General features: G+C 60.5%; 14 protein-coding genes and 2 tRNA genes. 14 read left to right on the top strand and 2 right to left on the bottom strand.

Annotated features, from left to right (window positions below; translation table 11 throughout):
- Positions 1-224: 224 nt before the first annotated feature.
- The 3 genes from EXN68_RS14230 (at position 225) to EXN68_RS14220 (ending at position 3,033) form a co-directional block, all read left to right on the top strand.
- On the top strand, positions 225-1,415 hold the full coding sequence (locus EXN68_RS14230) for an OpgC family protein (RefSeq protein ID WP_142841525.1): 1,191 nt from the start codon (positions 225-227) through the stop codon (positions 1,413-1,415).
- Between the two features lie 209 nt (positions 1,416-1,624).
- Positions 1,625-2,821, top strand: a complete 1,197-nt coding sequence (gene mnmA / locus EXN68_RS14225; protein WP_142841524.1) for a tRNA 2-thiouridine(34) synthase MnmA — start codon at positions 1,625-1,627, stop codon at positions 2,819-2,821.
- A gap of 135 nt (positions 2,822-2,956) precedes the next feature.
- Positions 2,957-3,033: transfer RNA gene (locus EXN68_RS14220), tRNA-Met, on the top strand.
- Between the two features lie 832 nt (positions 3,034-3,865).
- Here the strand turns inward: EXN68_RS14220 and EXN68_RS14215 are convergent.
- A tRNA-Gly gene (locus EXN68_RS14215) sits at positions 3,866-3,940 on the bottom strand.
- A 256-nt stretch (positions 3,941-4,196) separates the two neighbouring features.
- Between EXN68_RS14215 and EXN68_RS14210 the strand changes: the two genes are divergently transcribed.
- From EXN68_RS14210 to EXN68_RS14160, 11 genes are all read left to right on the top strand, one after another.
- Positions 4,197-4,706 carry a prolyl-tRNA synthetase associated domain-containing protein gene (locus EXN68_RS14210; RefSeq protein WP_142841523.1) on the top strand — a complete coding sequence of 170 codons (510 nt, stop codon included), beginning with the start codon at positions 4,197-4,199 and terminating at the stop codon, positions 4,704-4,706.
- Between the two features lie 53 nt (positions 4,707-4,759).
- Positions 4,760-5,728 carry a thioredoxin gene (gene trxA, locus EXN68_RS14205; protein ID WP_046799884.1) on the top strand — a complete coding sequence of 323 codons (969 nt, stop codon included), beginning with the start codon at positions 4,760-4,762 and terminating at the stop codon, positions 5,726-5,728.
- A gap of 68 nt (positions 5,729-5,796) precedes the next feature.
- Positions 5,797-6,468 carry an LON peptidase substrate-binding domain-containing protein gene (locus EXN68_RS14200; protein WP_161991344.1) on the top strand — a complete coding sequence of 224 codons (672 nt, stop codon included), beginning with the start codon at positions 5,797-5,799 and terminating at the stop codon, positions 6,466-6,468.
- Positions 6,469-6,477: 9 nt separating this feature from the next.
- Positions 6,478-6,666 carry a Trm112 family protein gene (locus EXN68_RS14195; RefSeq protein WP_006310303.1) on the top strand — a complete coding sequence of 63 codons (189 nt, stop codon included), beginning with the start codon at positions 6,478-6,480 and terminating at the stop codon, positions 6,664-6,666.
- Positions 6,667-6,784: 118 nt separating this feature from the next.
- A complete protein-coding gene (locus tag EXN68_RS14190) occupies positions 6,785-12,238 on the top strand; it encodes an alpha-2-macroglobulin family protein (protein ID WP_142841522.1) in 5,454 nt (1,817 codons plus the stop codon).
- Positions 12,235-14,313, top strand: coding sequence for a penicillin-binding protein 1C (gene pbpC / locus EXN68_RS14185; protein WP_161991343.1), 2,079 nt, complete (start codon positions 12,235-12,237; stop codon positions 14,311-14,313). The genes EXN68_RS14190 and pbpC overlap by 4 nt, the downstream gene beginning before the upstream one ends.
- Positions 14,314-14,688: 375 nt before the next feature.
- Entirely contained in the window at positions 14,689-14,826 is a 138-nt protein-coding gene (locus EXN68_RS14180; RefSeq protein WP_161991342.1) for a hypothetical protein, read from the top strand.
- A complete protein-coding gene (locus tag EXN68_RS14175) occupies positions 14,826-15,752 on the top strand; it encodes a substrate-binding domain-containing protein (protein ID WP_161991359.1) in 927 nt (308 codons plus the stop codon). The genes EXN68_RS14180 and EXN68_RS14175 overlap by 1 nt, the downstream gene beginning before the upstream one ends.
- An 86-nt stretch (positions 15,753-15,838) precedes the next feature.
- Positions 15,839-17,374, top strand: coding sequence for a sugar ABC transporter ATP-binding protein (locus EXN68_RS14170; RefSeq protein WP_142841520.1), 1,536 nt, complete (start codon positions 15,839-15,841; stop codon positions 17,372-17,374).
- A 35-nt stretch (positions 17,375-17,409) separates the two neighbouring features.
- A complete protein-coding gene (locus EXN68_RS14165) occupies positions 17,410-18,423 on the top strand; it encodes an ABC transporter permease (protein WP_046799878.1) in 1,014 nt (337 codons plus the stop codon).
- Between the two features lie 57 nt (positions 18,424-18,480).
- Positions 18,481-19,236: a sulfite exporter TauE/SafE family protein gene (locus EXN68_RS14160; RefSeq protein ID WP_237681410.1), complete on the top strand. Its 756-nt coding sequence runs from the start codon at positions 18,481-18,483 to the stop codon at positions 19,234-19,236.
- 10 nt (positions 19,237-19,246) lie between these two features.
- Here EXN68_RS14160 and EXN68_RS14155 read toward each other — a convergent pair whose 3' ends face one another.
- Entirely contained in the window at positions 19,247-20,131 is an 885-nt protein-coding gene (locus EXN68_RS14155) for a MurR/RpiR family transcriptional regulator (protein WP_110758040.1), read from the bottom strand.
- Positions 20,132-20,196: the final 65 nt, after the last annotated feature.

Raw genomic sequence — 20,196 nt, 5'->3', positions numbered from 1 at the left:
GCTTCCACGGAATCGCCTTTTTTCATTCATCCGGCATTCAGTCCGCGCGTCCTACCACGGGGCATACACGTCAATGTGACTTTTCGCGCCGGTTCTAAACCGCTTTGGAAAGGGAACCTCAGCCGCAAAACAGCGTTGACAATCCAATCCCCGGCCCGCCTCCCGCACGCCGGGCTGGGTGGCCGGGCAACGCAGGCCCTGTGAGAGAACGGAGAGCTATCGAGATGAAACGCTTTGACCTGATCGACGGGATGCGTGGTTACTTCCTCGTTTTCATGCTGATCAACCATCTGGTGTTTGCCGGCGGCTTCTGGCTGGTGGAAATCAATCACCGGCAGTTTGCCTTTGTCGAGGACGCGCAGGGCTTCGTGTTCCTGTCCGGTCTCCTGATCGGCATGGTCTATGCCCGCAAGATGATGAAATATGGTTATGACGCCGGCAAGCAGATGATCTGGAACCGGGCAATGGAGCTTTATCGCTACGCGATGGGCCTTGTCATTGCCGTACTGTTCTTCCGCATGGTCATCCCGCATGCGCCTTACATTTGGTACAACTGGCTCGGCATGACGACCTTCGACGATCCGCTGCGTCTCGCTGCAATTGCGACATTCCTCTTCCAGCCGACCTTCATGGATATTTTGCCGCAGTACATCGTCTACATGCTGTTTGCGCCGATCCTCGTGAAGCTCTGCCTTGATGGCAAGTGGGCTTATGTCATGGCGGGCTCCCTGCTGGTCTGGATGGCTGGCCAGCTTGGCCTGCAGCAGATCGTCACGACGCCGCTCAACGAACTCGTCAAGGGTGCGGACGAGCAGGGCATCCGCGTCAGCTTTAACCTGCTGGGCTGGCAGCTGGTATTCTATTCGGCACTGGTGATGGGCGCGATGACGGCGCAGAACCGTATCCCGTGGAAGGCGATCTTCTCGCCGCAACATACGTGGTTGCCTAAGGCCGCGCTGCTTATCTGCCTGTTCTTCCTGCCGCTGCGCATTGCCACGGCTTGGGGTCTGATGCCTGAATTCATGATGGGCAAGTTCTCCACCATGGAAATCCGCGCCGATTTCGGCCCCGTCTATCTCATCAACTTCCTCGCCGTCGGCGTCGGCCTGACCTGGCTGGTGATTGCCGGTCCGAAGCATCACAACCCGCTCGTGCGTTCCATTGCCGAAGGCGTGATCTGGGTGCTGTCGTTGAAGTTCCTGCAATTGCTCGGCCGCCATTCGCTGCAGGTCTATGTCTGGCACGTGGCGATCGTCTACGGCGTCTATTATCTTGATGGCCGCACGGCGGAACTGTCGCAGGTCAGCAAGACGCTGATTGCCTTCACGGCCATCGGACTGCTGGCGTTGCCGGCCCTGTGGCGGGAGCGCGACAAGTGGATCGGCAGCAGCGGCCAGAAAACGGCTGGCGCTTAACACCACCACTATTTCCGGTGTCTTAGGGCTTTACGGGGCGGTTTTCCGCCCCGTACTTGCGTGCGCGGCCATTCCTTTCTATATGCAGCCCTTAAATCCGCAGGATGGCGGGGCAGGACAGTCCGGTTTTTCCGGCTGATGCCCACGCGGCGGATGACCGACAGGCGGCGGGGCCTTTACCCCCGTTATGACTGACGATGGGAAAAAACGTGAATACGCTCGATTTTGACAAGAGGCCGGAAGATACCCGGATCGTTGTCGCCATGTCCGGTGGCGTCGATTCTTCGGTTGTGGCCGGTATCCTCAAGCGCGAGGGCTATGATGTCCTTGGCATTACGCTCCAGCTCTATGACCATGGTGCTGCCGTGCACCGCGCCGGTTCCTGTTGCGCGGGGCAGGATATTGATGATGCGCGCAGGGTCTGCGAAACGCTCGGTATTCCGCATTATGTGCTGGATTACGAAGCGCGGTTCCGTGAAACCGTCATCAATCCTTTTGCCGAAGCCTATGCGATGGGTGAAACGCCGATCCCCTGTGTCGCCTGCAACCAGACAGTAAAATTTGCCGATCTGCTCGCCACCGCGCAGGAACTGGGCGCCGATGCGCTGGCAACCGGCCATTATATCCGCTCACGCCCCAATCCCGTGTCTGGCCAGCCGGGCCGCCGCGCGCTTTATCGCCCGATCGATAGCGATCGCGACCAGAGCTGGTTCCTGTTCGCCACCACGCAGGAGCAGATCGACTATCTGCGCTTTCCGCTGGGTGGTCTCTCCAAGGCCGAAACGCGGGCGCTGGCGGAAGATATGGGGCTCGTCGTTGCCAAGAAGGCCGACAGCCAGGACATCTGTTTCGTGCCGCAGGGCAAATATACCGATATCATCAACAAGCTGAAGCCGAATGCGGCTCTGGCCGGCGATATCGTGCATCTGGATGGCCGTGTGCTCGGCCGCCATGATGGCATCGTGCATTATACGATCGGTCAGCGTCGTGGCATCGGTGTTGCCACCGGGGAGCCTCTCTACGTCGTGCATCTCGATGCGCGTGGCCGCCGTGTCATTGTCGGCCCGCGTGAGGCGCTGGAAACCCGCCGCGTCTATCTGCGTGACATGAACTGGCTGGGTGACGGCGAACTGGCTGTCGACGCCGGGCAGGGTTTTGCCTGTTTCGCCAAAGTGCGCTCCACGCGCCCACCAACCGAAGCGGTGCTGCATGCCGACGAAAACGGCATCTATGTGGATCTGATGACCGGCGAAGCCGGTGTCGCCCCGGGCCAGGCCTGCGTGCTCTATTCAGCGCCGGGCGCGGATGCCCGCGTTTACGGTGGTGGTTTCATCGAACGTTCGGAACGCTCGGTGGAAGCCGAGGCTTCGCTGAAGGCACTTCTGGAAAAGCCGGTTGCGGCCTGAAACAGTTCGCTTTTTGCCGCGAGGTGGAAAGCGAATTTTTTGCGCATCTTGCGCTTGACACTTTGGGGAGCGGCACCTTATAAGCCGCTCATCCTGATGGAGCGGCCAGTCACATGACTGTCACGTTTCCCCTGTGGCGGGGTAGCTCAGGTGGTTAGAGCAGCGGAATCATAATCCGCGTGTCGGGGGTTCAAGTCCCTCTCCCGCTACCACTTTCATCCAAAGTACAAAATTAAATAAGCGCCTTGTGCGCCTGTTTTTTGCCGTCTGGCCAAGGCCGGAAAGTGTCTACAGCAGCGTATTGGCCCATAGCGGTCGCCAAAAAAAGGGAAACCCGCCTGCTGCCAAAATGCAGCCAGCGGGTCTCGACCTCTACCCCCTCCCACAAGGGCGGCTGCACAAAAGCACATCAAATGAATTATGGCAAGATCATGGCGACCATATTGTTGCCGTGGACGGCTCCGTTCGCCAATTTAGTGGCGGATGGCACAGTGTGACCAGTTCCGTGTGCCGCTGGTAAGGCGCCTGATAGGAGACGATGTTCTCGGAGCAGCGCATTTCGGTGCGATTCGAATAGGTGTTCTCAGCCCGGTGTGACTGATAATGGTCTCTATGCCGTGAAGGCTGATCCTGACCATAAACGACCATGTCTGCCGCGAAGGCGGCGGCCGGCATCGTTACGGCAGCGAGTGCTGCAATCAAAAGAGTTTTCGAAATTGCGGACATGGGTGTTTCCCCCCGGTGTTGATCAACACAGGGAAACGCCCTCTATACGGGCGATGTTCCGGACGGGAAGATTTATTTTTTGGCGGCAGATGCCAAAAAAATGCCCGCTCATGGCGGGCAATTCAGAGGGGAACCGAGGTTAGGAGCCTCGCATCTGAAACGACCATTTCTGACGGAAGTTCCATTCGTCCGATAATTTCATTGCGGTTCTGAAAAGAGACGATGACGAACTCTTGAGCGCCGAGCCGCATAACCCAGCACAATACGGCTGGTCTGAAATTCGGTATTCCGCTGAAAGATTACGTCTCTTGGAAAATTTGGAGCGGGCGAAGGGATTTGAACCCTCGACCCCAACCTTGGCAAGGTTGTGCTCTACCCCTGAGCTACACCCGCTCAAATCCACCGGTCCGGGGTAGTCGCTGAACCGTGGGTCACCACGTTGCGGCGACGGGCGCTATATCGCTCAATCGTTTTTGGAATGCAACAGGGAAATGACAAAAACGCGAAAATTTCTTTGAAAAATGCGACAAGCGACGGAAATGATTGGCGGTTTTTCATCTCTGCGTTTTTTCCGGCGTTGCCAAGCGCCGGTTGCCCCCTTAATCAGGAATGCAATGATATTGGAATCGGCAGAGGCGGGCGGCGGAATATGGCGGAGAATTCTCCCAGGACGGCAACGGAGCTCTTCCAGTTTCTGGATGGGCTCGGCATTTCTCATGCCACGAAACAGCACGAACCGGTGTTTACCGTTGCCGAATCGCAGTCGCTGCGCGATCTCATTCCCGGCGGCCATACGAAAAACCTTTTCGTGAAGGACAAGAAGGATCAATATTTTGTTCTGACTGTCGAAGAAAATGCCGTCGTCGATCTCAAAAGCGTTCACAAGACGATAGGTGCTGCAAGCCGCGTGTCCTTTGGCAGGCCGGAAAAAATGCTTGAATATCTGGGCGTCGTGCCGGGATCGGTAACGGTGTTCGGGGCGATCAACGACACTGGCAGGCAGGTCACCTTCGTGCTCGACAGTGATCTTCTGGAAAACGAACTGGTCAATGGCCATCCGCTTTCCAACGACCAGACGACGACGATCGCGTCGAAGGATCTTATCCGCTTTCTTGAGGCGACCGGACATGCGCCGCTTGTCTTGAAAGTCAGCGAGTGAGATACGATCTTTGCTTCAACTGAGACATACGACAGAAATTGCGGGAGACCGGCATGAGCGACACCAATAATCCTTACGGCGGTTCCTATGGCGGGCAGATGTCTGCAAGCGCGCATCATAACGGCGAGCTGAATGGTGCTGCCTCCGGTCACATCAAGGACACAACGACGGCTGCTTTCTCCAAGGATGTTCTTGAGGAATCGCGCCGCCAGCCGGTTCTGGTGGATTTCTGGGCGCCCTGGTGCGGCCCGTGCAAGCAGCTGACGCCCGTGCTCGAAAAGGTCATCAACGAGGCGAACGGCCGTGTGAAGCTTGTGAAGCTGAACATTGACGATCACCCGTCCATTCCGGGCCAGCTCGGCATCCAGTCCATCCCCGCCATCGTCGCTTTTGCCGATGGCCGGCCGGTGGATGGCTTCATGGGCGCGGTGCCGGAAAGCCAGATCAAGCAGTTCATCGACAAGATTGCCGGCCCGGATGCGGGTGATCCCAAAGCCGAAATCGAGGCGGCTCTGACCGAGGCGAAACAGCTTCTGACGGATGGCGATTTTAACGGCGCTGCACAGCTGTTCGGCGCCGTCATGCAGGCCGATCCGGAAAACCCCGCGGCGATTGCCGGTATTGCCGAATGCATGATTGCTGCCGGTCAGTATGAGCGGGCAAGCGAACTGCTCTCCTCCCTGCCTGCGGAGCTTAACGAAGATGCGGGCATTCAGCTCGTTCTGAAAAAGATCGCGCAATATGAGGAAGCCCGAAAGATCGGAGATCCGGTGGCGCTGGAAAGCGATCTGGCGCTCAATCCCGATCATCACGAGGCGCGGGTGAAGCTCGCCAAGGTGCTGAACGCTCAAGGGCGGCGCGATGAAGCGGCAGACCATCTGCTCTATGTCATGCGCAAGGACCGGACCTTTGATGATGACGGCGCGCGCCGCCAGCTTCTGGAGTTTTTCGAGGCCTGGGGCTTCAAGGACCCGGCAACCGTTGCCGGCCGCCGGAAGCTTTCGGCAATATTGTTTTCGTAATGCGGGCATATCCCGGCCGCGGCGGTTGATCTGCAGGCAGGGCAGCAGTGAACAGGGGGCTTGATCCCATGCATGTCGGAAATGCGAGATATGTGAAGAATGACGATCTGCCGGAAACCGTGCCGGTATTTCCCTTGCCGGGTGCCCTGCTGCTACCGGAAGGCCATCTTCCACTCAATATTTTCGAGCCGAGATATCTCGCCATGATCGACATGGCACTGGCTGGCCACCGTGTCATCGGCATGGTGCAGCCGGCCCTGAACGTCATTGAGGCGGGGATTGAAGGCGGGCCTTTGAGCGCGGTCGGATGTCTCGGCCGCATTACCTCCTTTTCGGAAACCGGGGATGGCCGTTACGTCATCTCTCTCACCGGTGTCTGCCGTTTCCGCTTGCTGGAAGAGGTGGAGGCAGGCAAGCCCTATCGCAGCTTCCGTCACGCGCCTTTCATTGCCGATCTTTCCGGCGAATATGACGAGGAAGCGGTGGATCGCGAAAATCTGCTCCGGGTATTTCGCGCGTTTCTGGACGCAAACCAGCTGGAGGCTGATTGGGAAAGCGTGGAAAGGGCGGGCAATCGTGTCCTCGTCAATTCCCTTTCCATGATGTCTCCCTTCGGTCCGGCCGAAAAACAGGCGCTGCTTGAAGCCCCCGACCTGAAGACACGGGCCGAAACATTGATTGCCATCACCGAGATCGTTCTTGCCCAGGGGTCGGGCGAGGGCGGCACCGTGCTGCAATAGGATCGCCCCATGGACGACAGAATGAGCAATGTCGATCCGAAGCTCCTGGAGCTGCTGGTCTGCCCTTTGACCAAGGGGCGTCTCTCTTATGACCGGACCCACAACGAGCTCATCTCCGAAAGCGCAAGGCTCGCTTACCCGATCCGCGACGGCGTGCCGATCATGCTGATTTCCGAAGCGCGTAAAATAGAAGACTAGCCTCCCCGTCTGCTGGCCTCCACGCATCCTCCTGTTGTGAATTGACGAAGATGCGTTGACAACCATGCGTGGATTTGACCAGAGTCCCGCCCGACATGTCTGTTGCGGGAGAATACTGATGTCGTTGCGCGCGCTCGTCCGGATTTCGTTGGTTGCGGTCTCTACCGCCCTGATTTTTCTCCCGGCCACGGCGGCCGAACCTTCGCGGAAAGTGGTAACCACGCAAAACGGCGATTATTTCGGCTTCGATCTTCGGACGGAGCAGAATGTCTCGCTGGAACAATGCGGCGAGATTTGCGTCGGCGACGCTGCCTGCAAGGCCTTTACCTACAATCCCAAGGTGAAATGGTGCTTCCTCAAATCGGATTTCAACCAGCTGAACGCTTTCCCCGGCGCGGTTGCCGGCAAGATCGTGGAAGTGGCGACGGAAGCCGATATCGGTGCGCCGCAACGCCTTTCCTTCGTGACGGATAGCCTGCAGCAGGAAGCCCGCCGGCTGAAATCCGGCCTTGCTGCCAGTGACGGTGACGAACAGGGCGTGGAAGCCCTTGTGCAGACGGCGCGGCAACAGGCAGCCGCAGGCAATGTTGCCGATGCGGTCACGACCTATAAACAGGCTCTAGCCATCACGCCTGATGACGGTGCGCTCTGGGCGGAATTGTCGGAAAAGGCGGCGCAGGTCACGGATAATTATTCGATTGCCGGGCAGGCGGCGTCTGCCGCCATCAACGCCTATCAGCTGAGCCGCACGGTCAGCGCCCGCACCGAGGCCCTGAACCGGCTGGCGAAGGCTTTTGAGCGAACCCAGAATTATCGCGCGGCACTCAATTCCTATAAGGAGAGCCTTGCGCTCACCGATAACGCACAGACAAAGGCGGCCTATGCCGATCTGCGCACGCGTCAGGGTTTCCGCGTCATCAACAACACGGTTGATACCGATAGCGTCAGCCCGCGCGCCTGCGTGCAGTTTTCCGAACCGCTGGTGAAGAACGGCGTCGATTATTCCTCCTTCATCACGCTGGATGGGGCAGCCCCCAAGGCCATCGAAGCGAAGGGCAGCGAGATCTGCGTGGAAGGCCTGACCCATGGCCAGCGCTACAAGATAGCGCTGCGCGCCGGCCTGCCGTCTTCGGTGGAAGAGCCTCTGGAAAAGCAGGTCAATCTCGATATTTATGTGCGTGACCGCGCCGCCAGCGTGCGCTTCACGGGTGAAAATTTCGTACTGCCGGGTACTGCGCGCCGCGGCATTCCGATCGTCTCCGTTAATGCCGACAAGGCCGATCTGAAGCTCTATCGCGTCGGTGATCGCAACATCACCGCGCTGCTTTCCAATTCGCAGTTTCTGACGCAGATGGACGGTTACAACGCCGACCGCATCGAAAATGAAATCGGCGAACTCGTCTGGCAGGGCGCGATCGATATCCAGCCGGATCTCAACAAGGATGTGGTGACGAGCTTCCCGGTGGATGAAGCTTTGCCGGAGCGGAAACCTGGCATCTATGTGCTGACAGCCGTGCCGCCCGGCACCGCGCCGGAAACATGGGATTCCCGCGCCACGCAATGGTTCCTCGTATCCGATACCGGCATCACGACCTATGCCGGAACCGATGGGCTCAATGTCTTCGTCCGCGCCCTTGGCAGCGCCAAGCCGCTCGCGGACGTGGATTTGCAGCTGCTTGCCAAGAATAATGAGGTGCTTGGCACGGCTAAGACCGATGCGGACGGCCGCGCGGTGTTTTCCGCCGGCTTGATGCGCGGCACGGCTGCGCAGGCGCCCGCAATCCTCACCGCACGCAACGGCGACAAGGACTACGTGTTCCTCGACATGACCCGCGCCGGCTTCGACCTCTCGGATCGCGGCGTGACGGGACGTGCAGCACCCGGCGCGATCGATGTGTTCAGCTGGACCGAACGCGGCATCTACCGCGCCGGTGAGACCGTGCATGCCGCAGCGCTTGCCCGCGACGTCGACGGCAAGGCAATCGAGGATCTTCCGCTCACTTTCATCTTCTCGCGCCCTGACGGTGTCGAGGACCGGCGTTTCGTCAGCGACGGCAAGGCGCTGGGCGGCCATGCGGTCGATCTGCCGTTGCAGGCAAATGCCATGCGCGGCACCTGGACGATGCGCATCCATACCGACCCGAAGACGGCTGCCATCAGCGAAAAGAGCTTCCTCGTCGATGATTTCGTGCCTGATCGCACCGAGTTCGATCTTTCCAGCAAGGCAAAACAGATCGACCCGGCTGCGGAAACGGCAATCGACGTCGATGGCCGTTATCTCTATGGCGCGCCCGCTGCCGGCCTGACGCTGGAAGGCGAGGTCGCGATCAAGCCGACGCGCACCAGCGCCGATTTCGAAGGTTATTTCTTTGGTCTGGCCGATGAGGAAAGCGAAGAGGAAAACCGCACCACGCTTGCCGATCTGCCGGTTCTGGATGAAGAGGGCAAGGCGAGCTTTAATGTCGATCTGACCGATCTGCCCTCCACCACGCAGCTGCTTTCCGCCAACATCACCGTGCGCATGCAGGAGGCGGGTGGACGTGCCGTGGAGCGCTCGCTGACGCTGCCTATCAAGGCGGAAGCCCCTGTTATCGGCATCAAGCCGCAATTTTCCGGCGATCTCGCCCAGAATTCCGTTGGCCGTTTCCACATCATCGGCGTCAGCGCCGATGGCGTGAAACAGCCGATGAGCGGCCTCAACTGGAAGCTCATCAAGGTCGAGCGGAACTATCAATGGTATCGTCAGGGCAATTCCTGGCGTTACGAGCCGGTGGAATACACCAAGCAGCAGGAAGCCGGCAGCTTGTCCGTCGATGCCAATGGCGGCGAGGTTTCCGTGCCGGTCACCTGGGGCCGCTACCGGCTGGAAGTGGAGGGTGCCGGTAATGGCGCACCGGTCTCCAGCGTTGAATTCGATGCCGGTTTTTATGTTGAGGCAAGCTCGACGGAAACGCCGGATGCGCTGGAAATTGCGCTGGACAAACAGAGCTACAAGATCGGCGATACGGCGAAACTCAAGGTTTCCTCACGTTTTGCCGGTGAGCTGATGATCACGTCCGGTTCCGAGAAGCTGATTTCCGTTCAGAATGCCGAGATAGGCGCGGATGGCGGCGAGATCGACATTCCGGTCACCGAGGAATGGGGTGCGGGCGCTTACGTCACGGCCACGCTGTTCCGGCCCGGCGATGCGCAGGAAAGCCGCATGCCGATGCGCGCCATCGGCATCAAATGGCTTGCCGTCGATCCGGCCGAGCGCAAGCTTGCCGTCACCCTCGGCGCGCCGCAGAAGACGCTGCCGCGCCAGCCGCTTGAAATTCCGATCACGGTTGCGGGCGCTGGTGTCGGCGAAAAGGCCTATGCCATCGTTGCGGCCGTGGATGTCGGCATCCTGAACCTCACCCGCTATGAACCGCCGAAGCCGGATGAATGGTATTTCGGCCAGCGCCGGCTGGGGCTGGAAATCCGCGACCTTTATGGCCGCCTGATTGACGGTTCGCTTGGTACCACCGGCCGGTTGCGCACCGGCGGTGATGGCGCAGGCGCCGCCCTTCAGGGCAGCCCGCCCACCGAAAAGCTGGTGGCCTTCTTTGCCGGTCCGGTCGAACTCGACGGTGACGGCAAGGCGACGGTTAGCTTCGATATTCCGCAGTTCAACGGTACAGCGCGCATCATGGCGGTGGCCTGGACGAAGACGGGCGTGGGACATGCTGTCTCCGATGCCGTCATCCGCGATCCCGTCGTGGTCACGGCCAGCGCGCCGAAATTCCTCGCGCCCGGCGATGTCTCGCAGTTGCGGCTCGATATCGCCAATACCGATGGCGAGGCTGGCGATTACCGGCTGGATGTCACAAGCAACACGGCCTTGACGGTCGATCAGGGCGAGATGTCGCAGACCTTGGCGCTGCAAAAGGGCGGTAAGTCGTCGCTGACGGTTCCGCTGACGGGCGAACAGCCCGGCAATGGCGCAATCACCATCAAGGTTTCCAATGCTGCGGGTGTCTCGCTGGAGCAGGTTCTGAATGTTCCGGTGCGCCCGGCCGTTCTGCCTGTCACAACGCGGCGCGAAATCAAGATTGCGCCGAACAGCAGCCTGACGATCAACGGCGATCTTCTGGCCGACAGCATGCTGCTCGGCTCTTCGGTCGCCGTCAATGTCACGCGCTCGCCCGCCTTTGATATTCCGGCGCTGGTGATGATGCTGGACAAATATCCTTACGGCTGCGCCGAGCAGACGACGAGCCGCGCTTTGCCGTTGCTCTATCTTTCGGAGCTGACGAAGGATAGTGGCATGGCCGAAGACCCCGATACCCGCAAGCGGGTGCAGGAGGCGATTTACCGGGTGCTGTCCTTCCAGTCCAGTTCCGGAAGTTTTGGCCTCTGGTCGCCGGGTTATGGCGATCTATGGCTCGATGCCTATATCAGCGACTTCCTGACCCGCGCCCGCGAGCAGAATTATGATGTTCCCGAAGCGGCCATGGTGCAGGCGCTGAACAATCTGCAGAACGGCCTTTCCTATGACAGCAACGTCAAGGATCGCGGTAACGAGATCGCCTATTCGCTTTATGTGCTGGCACGCAACCGCAAGGCGGCGATCAACGATCTGCGTTATTACGCGGATACGGCGCTTGCCGATTTCCCGACGCCGCTTGCCAAGGCGCAGGTTGCCGCCGCGCTTTCGCTTTATGGCGATCAGGCCCGTTCGAAGAGTGTGTTCGGCGCTTCGCTCGATATGGCAAGCCGTGCCACCAATGTCAGCTTGGCGCGGGCAGATTATGGCTCTGCGCTGCGTGACGGCGCGGCGACACTGGCGCTTGCGGCCGAAAGTCGTCCGGTTCCGGCCGTCGTGCCGCAGCTTGCCGGTGCGGTGGCCAAGGAATGGGAAAAGAAGCCCTATACCAGCACCCAGGAACAGGCCTGGATGCTGCTGGCCGCCCGTGCCGTCAAAGGCGAGGACAAGGATATCCGCCTCGACGTGAACGGCGACCTGCAGACCGGCGGTTTCGGCAAGCGGATGAGCGGCGATGAATTGCTGGCCGCTCCCTTGAAGATCGCCAATGCCTCGGCCGATCCGGTCACGGCTGTTGTCACCACGGTCGCGCCGCCGGCGCAACCGCTTGCGGCGGGCGGCGAAGGCTTCACCATCACCCGCACCTATTATTCCATGGATGGCGAGGAGGTGAACCCGAGCGAGGTCACGCAAAACGAGCGTTATGTCGCGGTGCTGAACGTCGTGCCGCAAAATAACTGGCAGTCGCGCATTCTCGTGACGGATCTGCTGCCCTCCGGTTTCGAAATCGACAATCCGAGCCTCGTCAATTCGGCAGCGCTTTCGAATTTCGACTGGTTGCCGGAAACGGAAGCGGCCCATACCGAATTCCGCTACGACCGCTTCGTGGCGGCCTTCGACCGCTCGGCGGGCGACAGTTCGGAGATCACGCTTGCCTATGTCGTCCGCGCCGTTACTCCGGGCACCTATGACCATCCGGCAGCCTCGGTTGAAGATATGTACCGGCCGCAATTTGCCGCCCGCACGGCAACCGGCCGCATGGAGGTGCGCTCGGCAACCCCATGAGGCGACGCAAGGCGATCATCGTCGGCATCGTGTCAGCCGCGCTGCTTCTCGGCGGCGCGGCCTTCGGTCTTGATGCACTGGACAAGGCCTATCCGCCGCCGCTGGAGGCTGCGCAGCAACGATCCTTCGAGGTGCTGGACCGCGACGGCAAGCTGTTGCGCGCCTTTGCGACAGCGGATGGCCGCTGGCGGCTGAAAACCGCGGCCGCCGAGGTCGATCCGCAGTTCCTGCGCATGCTGGTCGCTTATGAGGACCAGCGGTTCTACGATCATCACGGGGTCGACCCATGGGCGCTTATGCGCTCCGCCTGGCAACTGGCCAGCAACGGCCGGATCGTCTCCGGCGCTTCGACTCTTTCCATGCAGGTGGCGCGGCTGATCGAGCCGCGCGCCGACCGCTCATTCTCGGCAAAATTGCGGCAGGCCATGCGGGCGCTCCAGATCGAAAGACGGCTCGACAAGGCTGATATCCTCGATCTCTATCTGAATATCGCGCCCTATGGCGGCAATCTCGAAGGCGTCAGGGCCGCAAGCCTCGCCTGGTTCGGCAAGGAGCCGGGCCGGCTCGATACGGCGGAGGCGGCCCTGCTGGTGGCGCTGCCGCAGCTGCCGGAGAAACGTCGTCCGGACCGTTTTCCGGAAGCGGCAAGGCAGGCGCGCGAGCGGGTGCTGCAACGGCTTGCCGTCGAACGCGTGGTGGGCGAAGGGGAAGTGGAGCGGGCGTCTCTTTCCGCCGTGCCCGCCAGCCGTCGCGACCTGCCGGCCTATGCGCCGCATATGGCCGTCGCCGCGCGGGCGAAATTTCCGAATACCACAGAGGCGCGCTCGACGCTGAAACTGCCGATCCAGCGGGAGCTCGAGGGGGTTTCCCGCCATGCGGCGGAAAAGCTCGGAGACAAGGTCTCCGTCGCCATCGTCATGGCCGACGCGCAGACCGGTGATATTCTGGCGGAGGTCGGCTCGGCGGATTATCTCGATACGGCGAGGCGTGGTTTCGTCGAGATGAGCCGGGCGGTGCGCTCGCCGGGCTCCACCCTGAAGCCGTTCATCTATGGCCTTGCCTTTGAAGACGGTCTTGTCGGGCAGGAAACCATCATCGAGGATCGCCCGGCGGATTTTTCCGGTTATCGACCGCGCAATTTCGATATGCATTATCAAGGCGATGTCAGCATCCGGCAGGCTCTGCAACTGTCGCTCAACGTACCCGCCGTCAAGTTGCTGGATGCGGTCAGCCCATCGGCGCTGATGGTGCGGTTCCGGCGGGCGGGCGTCCGGCTGGTGCTGCCGTCAAGCGAGGCGCCCGGACTTGCCATTGCGCTTGGCGGGGCGGGTATCTCGCTTCTTGATCTGGTGCAGCTTTATGCCGGGCTTGCCGGCAGCGGTGATCCCGTGCGGTTGGGCGACGGCGTCCGCTCAGTCCCTGAGCGCCTTGCCGGTGACCGGCTGTTTTCCGATGCTGCGATCTGGAATGTCTCTGACATACTTTCCGGCGTGCTGCCGCCGCTCGGTATGAAACAGCGCGGCATCGCCTACAAGACAGGCACGAGTTACGGTTATCGTGATGCCTGGTCGGTGGGTTATGACGGGCGGCACGTGATCGGCGTCTGGGTCGGCCGGGCTGATAATGGCGCGGTGCCGGGTATTGCCGGTTACGCGACAGCGGCCCCGATCCTGTTCGAGGCCTTCGCAAAATCCGGTGTGGCGATCACGCCGATGCCGGGCGCACCCTCCGGTGTGGCGCGCGTTGCTGTCACCGACCTTCCCGCCAACCAGCGGCGTTTCACCCTGACCGCAAGCGGCCTGCTTTCGGCCTCGAGACGCGAAAGCGCCCCGCGCATCGTTTATCCGCCGGAAGGAGCAAGGGTGGAGCTTTCCGGCCAGTCGGGCATTTCACCGCTGGTGCTGAAGCTGCAAGGCGGGCGCGCTCCCTTCCGTTGGCTCGCGAATGGCATGCCTCTGCCCGACGCTTCCCATCGCCGCAACAGCGAGTGGCGACCCGAGGGGCAAGGGTTTTCCACCCTCACGGTGATCGATGCCGATGGCCGCGCCTCGAGCGTGCGGATTTTCGTCGAGTGAGTTTTGCGGCCTGACGGTGCCGCTTTTAACTGCCGTTCCCCAAAAACGATATGGAGCATATCCAGGAAAAGTGGCTCCCGGATTTCCCTCCGGAAATGCGACAATGCTCCAGTCGTGCGGTGCGGTCGGCGAAGCCGCGGCATCCGGGCCCGGCGCTCTCCTCAATCATCTTCCGGGGTATGGTGGTCGGTGGCCCACGAGTGAGATTTTGGAAATTTTATTGCCGTATAGAAATTCTGCAATTTTTGTTGCGAATCCCGTTCCATCCCGCTATGTTGAAACTGCGCCCGGAAAATACCCGGGCGCATGGGAGAGACGGGCGCAGCACTAAAGCTGCGCGCAAACAGTGCTGCCGTTTCGACTGATCGACAGGACATGACTTCGCTTGAGGCGGATTTTGCTGCTGCATCCGTCACCGGCGAAGCCATGCCTGGAGACGGCCGGGAGGCGCCGGTTTGGGTGATCGCACACATTCGTCACGTGCGGGGAAAAGAGGAGGAGAAAATCTCGTGATCAAAAAAATCGTAATCACAACCGCATTCTGCGCCCTGATGGCAAACGCTGCCCATGCCGAGAAGATCGGCGTGGCGATGTCGCTTTTCGACGACAACTATCTCACCGTATTGCGCCACAACATTCAGCGCCATGCCGGGGACCTCGGCGTCGAAGTCCAGATGGAAGATGCGCAGGGCGATATCGCCCGCCAGCAGTCGCAGATCGAAAACTTCGTGGCGGCTGGCGTTGATGGCATCATCACCATGCTGGTGGATGCGGATTCCGGCAGGGCGATGTCGAAGATCGCCGATCAGGCGGGTATCCCGCTGGTCTTCGTGAACATGCTGCCGGCCAATATGGAAAAATTCCCGGAAAAGCAGGCATGGGTCGGTTCCAATGAGGAGCAGGCCGGCGAATTGCAGGCGACCGAGGTTTGCAAGCTTGCCAGCGGCAAGGGCGATGCGGTCATTCTTATGGGGCAACTTGGCACCACCGGCCAGCGCGGCCGTACCGCGGCGGCTGAACGTGTCCTCAAAAGCGATGCCTGCAAGGACATCAAGGTACTGGACGCGCAGACCGCGAACTGGATGCGTACCCCTGCCATGGACCTGATGACGAACTGGATCACATCCGGCATGAAGCCGACCATCGTGCTTGGAAACAATGACGAGATGGCGCTCGGCGCGATCCAAGCGTTGAAATCATCCGGTGTCGGTATGAAAGATGTCATCGTCGCGGGTGTTGATGCAACGCAGGATGCGCTGGCGGCGATGGAAGCGGGCGACCTTGACGTCACCGTCTACCAGTCCGCCAAGGGGCAGGGCGAAGGATCGCTTGATACCGTCCTTAAAATCGCACGCGGTGAAAAATTCGAGCACAAGGTCGATGTGCCCTTTGAACTCGTCACCCCCGCCAATGTCGCTCAATACAAGTCCAACAACTGATTTGTGGCCGGCGACCGGGCATTGTCCCGGTCGCCGGCACAGCAAATCACGGCCTGGCCGTTGGCCGGATAAAGGACGGGTGAGATATGATTTCCACAACCACCTTAGAGGCGATCGAACGCTTCAAGCAGGCCGCCGGCCCCTACCTTCTCGAAATCGAGGGGGTGCGCAAGGAATTTCCGGGTGTCGTTGCGCTGGATGATGTGCAGTTTCGGCTGCGCCCCGGTTCCGTGCACGCGCTGATGGGCGAAAATGGCGCTGGCAAGTCGACGCTCATGAAGATCATCGCCGGTATCTACAGCCCGGATGCCGGCACCGTCAGGCTGCAGGGAGAGGATGTCCGCCTCAAAAGTCCCCGCGATGCGCTGGAGCGCGGCATCGCCATGATCCATCAGGAACTGGCGCTGATGGACTGGATGAGCGTGGCGGAGAACATCTGGATCCGCCGCGAGCCGAAAAACCGCCTCGGCCTCATAGACCATGCGAAAATGCTGGCGGAGACGCAGGCGCTGTTTAACCAGCTGAAGATCAATATCGATCCGGCGGCGGAGGTCAACACGCTGACGGTGGCGCAGCGGCAGATGGTCGAAATCGCCAAGGCCGTCAGTTACCAGTCCAGCGTCCTCATCATGGATGAGCCGACATCGGCTCTGACGGAGTCCGAGGTCGCGCATCTCTTCGAGATCATCCGCGATCTGCGGTCACGCAATATCGGCATCGTCTACATCACTCACAAGATGAACGAGCTGTTCGAGATCGCCGACGAGTTTTCGGTGTTCCGCGACGGGCGATATGTCGGAACCCATGCGAGCACCGATGTCACGCGCGACGACATCATAAAAATGATGGTCGGCCGCGAGATCACCAACATGTTTCCCAAGCAGGAGGCATCGATCGGCGACGTGGTTCTTGAGGTCCGCGATCTCGGCTTGTCCGGGGTTTTCCGCGGTATTTCCTTCGATCTGCATCGTGGTGAAATCCTCGGCGTGGCGGGGCTGGTGGGATCCGGCCGTTCCAACGTCGCCGAAGCGATTTTCGGGGTGGTGCCGGCGAGCGAAGGGACCATCCGCATCAACGGTGCCCCGGTCACGATCCACTCGCCGGCGGATGCGATGCGCAGGGGCATGGCGCTGCTGACGGAGGACCGCAAGGCAACCGGCTGTTTTTTGCCGCTTTCGATCCTTGAAAACATGCAGATCGCAGCCCTCCAGAATGGCCATGCGGCGATGGGTTATGTCGATGAACGCGGTTTGACGGTGCTGTGCAACGACATGAAGAAGGCACTGCGCATCAAGACGCCCGATCTCGACGAGCGGATCGAAAACCTGTCCGGCGGCAACCAGCAGAAGGTGCTGATCGCCCGCTGGCTTCTGACGAAACCGGCAATCCTCATTCTCGACGAGCCGACGCGCGGCATCGATGTTGGCGCCAAGGCGGAAATCCATCGCCTGATTTCCAGTCTGGCGAAGGAAGGTGTCGCCGTCATCATGATCTCGTCGGAACTGCCGGAGGTTCTTGGCATGTCCGACCGGATTGTCGTGATGCATGAGGGGCATATGACCGGGATTCTCGATCGCGCCGAAGCGGACCAAGTCAAAATCATGGAACTGGCGGCCCGCTGAGGCTGCGACGGCGGTAACGCCGGGGAGGAAAAATCATGGATAGCGTACAGACCGAACCGGTCGAACGGAAAAGGCGCAAGCTACCTCAGGAACTGAATATTCTGACCGTGCTGATCGGCGTTGCACTTGTGTTTGAGTTGCTCGGCTGGTTCGTGCAGGGGCAGAGCTTTCTCGGCAGTCCACAGCGCCTGACGATCATGATCCTGCAGGTCTCCGTCGTCGGCATCATCGCCGTCGGGGTCACCCAGGTCATCATCACCGGCGGCATTGACCTCAGTTCGGGCTCGGTGGTGGCGATGACGGCCATGATCGCCATGAGTTTTGCGCAAAGCAGCGATTTCGCCCGGGCGATCTATCCGGCGCTCACCGATATGCCCGTGGTGGTGCCGCTGGCCGTCGGCCTCGGTCTCGGCCTGATCGCCGGCATCGTTAACGGCATGCTCATCGCGGTGACGGGAATACCGCCCTTCATCGCCACGCTGGGCATGATGGTGACCGCACGCGGCATCGCCAAGTGGTATACGAAGGGGCAGCCGATCTCCTTCCCGACGGAGAGCTTCGCGTCGATCGGCTCGGGCGCATGGCCTGTCGTCATCTTCCTGCTCGTCGCCGTCACCTTCCACATTGCCCTGCGTTATACGCGTTATGGCAAGTTCACTTATGCGATCGGCGCGAACATGCAGGCGGCCCGCGTGTCGGGCATCAATGTCCAGCTGCATCTGGTCAAGGTCTATGCCATTGCCGGCCTGCTCGCGGGCCTCGCCGGCATCGTCACCGCCGCCCGTGCGGAAACGGCGCAGGCCGGCATGGGCATGATGTATGAACTCGACGCCATCGCCGCGGCGGTCATCGGCGGCACATCCCTTTCCGGCGGGCGGGGACGCATTTTCGGCACCGTTATCGGCACGGTGATCCTCGGTCTGATGATGTCGGGCTTCACATTTCTGCGTGTGGATGCTTACTATCAGGAGATCGTCAAGGGACTGATCATCGTCAGCGCGGTCGTTGCTGATGTCTACCGTCAAAAAGCCCGGCTCAGGAAGGGCTGATATTCATGCGCGCGGTGCCCCGGCAGGGGTGCCGGCGGCAATGCTGAGGAGATGCACTTGAACCTTTTCAACTCTCCTCTGGAACTGGGCGTCACCGTGCTTGCCGTCGTGCTGGTCGGGCTTTCCAAGGGTGGGCTCGGCGGCATGAGCCTGCTTGGCGTGCCGCTGATGGCGCTGGTGATGTCACCGGTCACGGCGGCCGCCATCCTGCTGCCCATTCTGGTGGTCATGGACATGGTCGGCGTGGCGGCCTGGCGCAAATGGGTCGACTGGCGGATCATGCGCCAGCTTCTGCCGGCAGCCGTTCTCGGCATCGGGCTTGGATGGATGACCGCCGAGATCACCTCGGATGCCGTGGTGCGCCTGATCGTCGGCCTTGTCTCGGCCGTGTTCGTGCTGCGCGTCGTGCTTTCAAGGGGCGTCCTGGTGACGGTTGCGAAGGAGCGGCCGATGGCGGGACGCTTCTGGAGCCTGCTTGCGGGTTACACCAGTTTTGTCGCCCATGCCGGCGCGCCGCCGCTGCAGGTCTACCTGTTGCCGCTTCGCATGGACCCGAAGGTTTTCACCGGCACCAATGTGATGTTCTTTGCCATCACCAATGTTCTGAAGCTCGTGCCCTATGCGGCTCTCGGCGGTTTCGGCGCGCAAAATCTCGGCCGCGCCGCCCTGATGGTGCCGCTGGCGATCGTCTCCACATGGCTTGGCGCCTGGACGGTGCGCCATATGCGCGCCTCGATCTTTTATCCGCTGACCTATGTGTCCGTGGCGCTGGTCGCGGTGAAGCTGATCTGGGACGGCGTGACAGGGCTTTGAGTGTGGGTGCCTAGAGGCCGGTCACCGTCGGAATGCGCGGCGCCGTTTCGTTCTTCTGAACACGCGCGGCAACGGCGACGGCCAGAGCCTGCGCAAGGCACATCGGCGCGGCCAGAGACCGGGAAAAGCTGTAATCGTGCTCGGGGACCGAGAACAGGACCTTTGCCGATTTTGCCAGCGGCGACAGGGTGCTGTCGGAAATCGCCACGGTCGGCACACCGATCCTTTCCGCCTCCTCGACGATATTCACCACTTCCGTCGCGTAAAATCGGAACGACACCGCGATCAGCACGTCACCGGTCTTCATCGTCCGCGCCATATGGGTGGCGAGGCCGCCGCCCGGATCGAGAAGGATACATTGCTTGCCGAGCATGGTGAGGATGTAACGCAGCAGTTCCGCCACCGGTGCGGAGCGCAGCTGGCCGACGAGATAGACTGTACCGGCGGCCTCGATCAGATCGGCGGCGGTGCCGAGCTGCTCGGCGCTGATGCGTTCGAGCAGGTCCTGAAGGGAGGCGATATCCCTGACGACAAGATCGTGAAGGAAACCGTATTCCGAACGATCCTCGCGGCTTTGCAATTCATCGTCGAGCGCGCGCACGCGTGCCTCGAAACCCGGAGCCGCCGTCGCCAGCCGTTTCTGGAACAGCGCCTGGAGTTCCTTGAACCCCTTGTAGCCCAGCGACTGCGCAAACCGCACGAAGCTGGAGGCGTGGATGTTGTGCCGCTCGGCAATGGTATTGACCGAATGCACGGCGACTTCATTGGGGTTCTGCGTCAGATAAACGGAAATCCGCTGATAGGTCTTGCTCATCTGATCATGACGATCATGGATGAGGCGGATCAGTTCTTCGTAATCTTTCGGAGGGTCGACGGGCTGCGGTTGTTGCTTCATGGCATGATCTTGCAATATTTATTGCGGTTTTCCAAGAGGCATGAAGGTCCGCAGCCCGCCGCTTA

This window comes from Martinezella rhizogenes, from assembly GCF_007002745.1.
Lineage (GTDB): Bacteria > Pseudomonadota > Alphaproteobacteria > Rhizobiales > Rhizobiaceae > Agrobacterium > Agrobacterium cucumeris.
This window is presented reverse-complemented; position numbering and strand designations above follow the sequence as displayed.

Coding starts and splice junctions, on each gene's coding strand:
- EXN68_RS14230 (WP_142841525.1), top strand. CDS start 225: ATGAAACGCTTTGACCTGATCGACGGGATGCGTGGTTACTTCCTCGTT.
- EXN68_RS14210 (WP_142841523.1), top strand. CDS start 4,197: ATGGCGGAGAATTCTCCCAGGACGGCAACGGAGCTCTTCCAGTTTCTG.
- trxA (WP_046799884.1), top strand. CDS start 4,760: ATGAGCGACACCAATAATCCTTACGGCGGTTCCTATGGCGGGCAGATG.
- EXN68_RS14200 (WP_161991344.1), top strand. CDS start 5,797: ATGCATGTCGGAAATGCGAGATATGTGAAGAATGACGATCTGCCGGAA.
- EXN68_RS14195 (WP_006310303.1), top strand. CDS start 6,478: ATGGACGACAGAATGAGCAATGTCGATCCGAAGCTCCTGGAGCTGCTG.
- EXN68_RS14190 (WP_142841522.1), top strand. CDS start 6,785: ATGTCGTTGCGCGCGCTCGTCCGGATTTCGTTGGTTGCGGTCTCTACC.
- pbpC (WP_161991343.1), top strand. CDS start 12,235: ATGAGGCGACGCAAGGCGATCATCGTCGGCATCGTGTCAGCCGCGCTG.
- EXN68_RS14180 (WP_161991342.1), top strand. CDS start 14,689: ATGACTTCGCTTGAGGCGGATTTTGCTGCTGCATCCGTCACCGGCGAA.
- EXN68_RS14170 (WP_142841520.1), top strand. CDS start 15,839: ATGATTTCCACAACCACCTTAGAGGCGATCGAACGCTTCAAGCAGGCC.
- EXN68_RS14165 (WP_046799878.1), top strand. CDS start 17,410: ATGGATAGCGTACAGACCGAACCGGTCGAACGGAAAAGGCGCAAGCTA.
- EXN68_RS14155 (WP_110758040.1), bottom strand. CDS start 20,131: ATGAAGCAACAACCGCAGCCCGTCGACCCTCCGAAAGATTACGAAGAA.